General features: G+C 63.6%; 6 protein-coding genes. All 6 read left to right on the forward strand.

Going from position 1 to position 4,666, the window contains the following annotated elements; all coding sequences use genetic code 11:
* On the forward strand, nt 1-873 hold an 873-nt coding region (locus AC5DC2_RS19700), incomplete at its 5' end, for a 4Fe-4S dicluster domain-containing protein (protein WP_491699697.1).
* Complete coding sequence (narJ, locus tag AC5DC2_RS19705) at nt 873-1,583, forward strand: nitrate reductase molybdenum cofactor assembly chaperone (protein ID WP_491699698.1); 711 nt, start codon at nt 873-875, stop codon at nt 1,581-1,583. The genes AC5DC2_RS19700 and narJ, both read left to right, overlap by 1 nt.
* Nucleotides 1,584-1,593: 10 nt before the next feature.
* The gene (narI, locus tag AC5DC2_RS19710) at nt 1,594-2,313 is read left to right on the forward strand and encodes a respiratory nitrate reductase subunit gamma (RefSeq protein ID WP_491699699.1); all 720 of its coding nucleotides are present in this window, start codon (nt 1,594-1,596) and stop codon (nt 2,311-2,313) included.
* A gap of 6 nt (nt 2,314-2,319) precedes the next feature.
* Nucleotides 2,320-3,225 carry a peptidylprolyl isomerase gene (locus tag AC5DC2_RS19715; RefSeq protein WP_491699700.1) on the forward strand — a complete coding sequence of 302 codons (906 nt, stop codon included), beginning with the start codon at nt 2,320-2,322 and terminating at the stop codon, nt 3,223-3,225.
* Between the two features lie 10 nt (nt 3,226-3,235).
* Nucleotides 3,236-3,802 carry a DUF2478 domain-containing protein gene (locus AC5DC2_RS19720; protein ID WP_491699701.1) on the forward strand — a complete coding sequence of 189 codons (567 nt, stop codon included), beginning with the start codon at nt 3,236-3,238 and terminating at the stop codon, nt 3,800-3,802.
* Nucleotides 3,792-4,666, forward strand: an 875-nt coding sequence (gene moaA, locus AC5DC2_RS19725; RefSeq protein WP_491699702.1) for a GTP 3',8-cyclase MoaA, incomplete at its 3' end; no start/stop codon positions are given. The genes AC5DC2_RS19720 and moaA, both read left to right, overlap by 11 nt.

Here is a 4,666-nt window from a genome sequence, read left to right on the forward strand (position 1 = left end):
GTCTCCGGCTGCCCCTACAAGAAGATCTATTACAACTGGAATTCCGGCAAATCGGAAAAGTGCATCTTCTGCTATCCGCGCATCGAGGCCGGCCAGCCGACGGTCTGCTCGGAAACCTGCGTCGGCCGCATCCGTTATCTCGGCGTCATTCTCTACGATGCCGACCGGATTTCGGAAGCCGCCTCGACCGCGAACGAGCAGGATCTCTATGAGGAGCAGCTCAAGGTGTTCCTCGATCCGAACGATCCGGCCGTCATCGAACAGGCCCGCAAGGACGGGGTGCCAGAAGACTGGCTGAAGGCGGCCAGAAACTCGCCGGTCTACAAGATGGCGATTGACTGGAAGGTGGCCTTCCCGCTGCATCCGGAATACCGCACCCTGCCGATGGTCTGGTATGTGCCGCCGCTCTCGCCGGTCCAGTCGGCCGCCGAGGCCGGCAAGCTCGGTCTTGATGGCGATATGCCGGACGTGAAGTCGCTGCGCATTCCGGTGCGCTACCTCGCCAACCTTTTGACGGCGGGCAAGGAGGAACCGGTGGTGACGGCGCTGGAACGCATGCTCGCCATGCGCGCCTATATGCGCTCGAAGACCGTCGACGGCGTCGACGACAACGCGATTGCCGAACGCGTCGGCCTCACCGGCCGGATGATCGAGGACATGTACCACGTGATGGCGATTGCCAATTACGAGGACCGTTTCGTCATCCCGACCACCCATCGCGAGGTCTCCGAAGACGCTTACGACGTGCGCGGCTCCTGCGGTTTCTCCTTCGGCAATGGCTGTTCCGGCGGCAATTCCGAAACGGAACTCTTCGGCGCCGGACGCCGCAAGGTGGTGCAGACGCCAACCGATATCTTCAAGGAGCAGGTCTGATGAACATCGCCCTGAAAATCACCTCGCTGCTCCTGTCCTATCCGGAGAAGGAACTGCTGGATGAATTGCCGGAACTGAAGGCCGCGCTGGCATCCTCGGCGGTGCCGGAAGCCGTTGCCGTGGCGCTCGGAAGGCTGATCGACGATCTCGCGGGCCGCGATCTCTATGAGGCCCAGGAACGCTATGTCCATCTCTTCGACCGCACCCGCGCGCTGTCTCTGCATCTCTTCGAGCATATCCACGGCGAAAGTCGGGATCGCGGCCAGGCCATGGTCGACCTGATGGCGCTTTACGAGGCCGGCGGTTTCGAGATCGACGCGAAGGAACTGCCGGACTATCTGCCGCTGTTTCTGGAGTTTCTCTCCACCCGCCCCAAGACGGAAGCGGAAGACCTGCTCGGCCAGACCGCGCATCTCACCGAGGCGATCGGGGAGCGGCTGAAGAAACGGGAGTCTGTCTACGCATCGGCGTTTGCGGCGCTTTCCCTGCTGTCATCCGCCGAGGCTGACAAGAAGCTCCTGAAGGAGCTGATGGCCGCACCCGAAGACGACCCCGACGACCTGAAGGCGCTCGACAGCATCTGGGAGGAAGAAGCCGTCACCTTCGGCGGCAATGCCGGCGAGGGCGCGTGCGGGCCGGACCGGCTCAGGACCCGCATGCGCGCGGCAGACCGCCAACCCGGCGATGTCGCCGGTTCCATACCGAATTAGGAGACAGACCATGTCAGCCTATCTCAATACACTCGTTTTCGGCATCTATCCCTATATCGCGCTCACGGTGCTGATCCTCGGGACCGTGATTCGCTATGACCGGGAGCCCTATTCATGGCGCTCGGGTTCGTCGCAACTGCTGCGGCGCAAACAGCTCATCTGGGGCTCCGTGCTGTTTCACGTTGGCGTGCTGGTCATCTTCGCCGGCCACGTCGTCGGGCTCCTGACCCCAATCTGGGTCTTTGACGCGCTCGGCATCAGTCACGGCGCCAAGCAGATACTGGCCGTCGTCGCCGGCGGCATTGCCGGGGTTTTCGGCATCGTCGGCGCGACCCTGCTGATTCACCGCCGGCTGTTCGATGCGCGGGTGCGGGCCGCTTCCACCTTCAGCGATACGATGATCATCATCCTGCTCTGGCTGCAGCTTCTGCTCGGCCTCGGCACGATCCCGGTGTCCCTGCATCATCTCGATGGTCATGAAATGGTGAAATTCATGAGCTGGGCGCAGGGCATCTTCACCTTCAACTTCGCCGCCTCGTCCTACGTCGCCGATGCCGCCTGGATCTTCAAGGCGCATATTTTCCTTGGGCTCACCATCCTGCTCGTCTTCCCCTTCACGCGACTGGTGCACATGCTGAGCGTTCCGGTGCGCTATTTCTGGCGGCCCGGCTATCAGGTTGCCCGGCAGAAGGGCGACGGGTCGCGCATCAACGGCAAACCGGCGGAGTAACGCGAAATGGTCAATCTTTTCACACCGCAACAGCCCAAAACCACCGGTGCCGGCCCCGAACCCGGCAGCGGCTACCAGGCCGTCGACACGAAAATCCCGCCCAAGGCGCGAGCGGTGTTTTCCGAAATCTCGGTCAACGGTGTCACGATTGCCGAAAGCGCCATCCTCGCCGAGGCCCAGAACCACCCGGCCGACAATCCCGGCGCGGCGCTTCGGGCCGCCGCCGAAGCGCTCGTCATTCGTGAGTTGCTGCTGCAGAAGGCCGCGGAAGAACAGGTGACCGGCACGCCGGAGACAACCGCCGACGGCAAGACCGAAACCGCCGAGGATGCGAAAATCCGGGCGCTGATCGAGATGGCGGTCGACGCGCCTTCCGCCGATGATGCCGAATGCCGCCGGTTTTATGAGAACAACCGGAGCCGCTTCCGCTCCGAACCGATCTTCGAGGCGAGCCATATCCTGCTTGCCGCAAATCCGGCCGACGAGGCCGCCCGGCGGCAGGCGCGCGCGGAGGCTGAGCAGATGATTGCGGAGCTTGAAGCCGGCGCCGTTCGCTTCAGTGAACTGGCGCGGGCGCGCTCGGCCTGTCCGTCGGCGCAACAGGGCGGCAATCTCGGTCAGCTTTCGCCAGGCAGCACCGTGCCGGAATTCGAGGCGGTGCTGATGCGGCTGCCGGAGGGTGAGGTGACAGGGTCACCGGTTGAAACCCGCTATGGCTTTCATATCATCCGCATGGATCGGCGGATCGAGGGCGCGCAATTGCCGTTCGAGGCGGTTAAGCCGCGCATCGCCGCCTGGCTGGAGGCTGCTTCCTGGTCGAAGGCCGTTCAGCAGTTCATCGCCGTTTTGGCGGCGGAAGCGACCATCGAGGGCATCGAGATCACCGGCGCCGATGGGCCGCTGGTGCAGTAAGGAACAAAGGATGGCCGACACACCAGAGCTCCCCGCCGATCCGCGCAACTTACTCGCCTTCATCCCGTTTCTGCAGGATGACGCCGTCGATCGCCTGCTGGAGACCGCCGCACGCCGGCTTATTGCACAAGGCCGCCGGGTCGAAGGCCTGATCCAGCATGCCGTCACGGTTGGGGACCAGTGTTGCGGCGTGGTCGACCTGAAGGACATCGCCACCGGGAAACGCTGGCAGATCATGCAGGCGCTTGGCAGGAATGCGCGCGGTTGCCGATTGGACTTCAACGTGCTGTCGGAGGTTTCCGTCTTCACCGAGGGGCGGATCCAGACCCGGCCGGACATCATCATCCTCAACCGTTTCGGCAAGGCCGAGGCTGAGGGCCGCGGGCTGCGCTCGGTCTTCGAAGCCGCGTTCCTGGCCGGCGTTCCGGTGTTGACCACGGTGAAGGAAACCTATCTCGATTTCTGGCGTGACTTTGCCGGTGATCTGTCGCAGCCCCTGCCTGCAAGGGTCGATGCGATCGTCGCATGGTGCCTTGCAGCCGGCCCGAAAGCGGAAAGAGACGATCATGCGGCATGAACGCGCGATAACACAGTCAGCGCCGCGCCCGCTGGTCGACGGTTTCGGCCGCACCGCGACCTATCTCCGGCTTTCGGTGACGGATCGCTGCGATCTGCGCTGCACCTATTGCATGTCCGAGAACATGACCTTCCTGCCGCGCCGTGAGATCCTCGATCTTGAGGAGCTCTACCGGCTTTCCCGCATCTTCATGGCGCGCGGGGTGCGCAAGATCCGGATCACCGGCGGCGAGCCGCTGGTGCGCAAGAACATCATGGCGCTGTTCGCCATGCTCGGCGCTGATCTGAAGCGCGGCATGCTCGACGAGCTGACGCTGACGACCAATGGCACGCTGCTGGATCGCTACGCGGAAGCGCTGTTTGCCCATGGCGTGCGCCGGGTGAATGTCTCGCTCGATACGCTCGATCCGCGGCGTTATCGCGCGATCACCCGCTGGGGTCGGATCGAACGGGTCTTTGCCGGCCTGGAGGCGGCGCAGGCGGCGGGCCTCAGGGTCAAGATCAATGCGGTTGCCATGCGCGGCGCCTTCGAGCAGGAAGTGGACGAGCTGATCCGCTTTGCCCATGAACGCGGAATGGACCTGACGCTGATCGAGGAAATGCCGCTCGGCGAGGGACGGCATGATCGCCGGGAGAGCTTTCTGTCGCTCTCGAAGCTGCGCGACACGCTTTCGAAGCGCTGGACGCTTCAGCCGCTTGCCTTGAAAAGCGGTGGTCCAGCGCGTTATATGCGGGTCGCGGAAACCGGCGGCGTTCTGGGGTTCATCACGCCGCTTTCGTGCGGTTTCTGCGCCGCGTGCAACCGCCTGCGCGTCAGCGCCACCGGCGATCTTTACACCTGCATGGGCGATGAAGGCCGGGTCGG

It is taken from the genome of Martelella sp., from assembly GCF_984369615.1.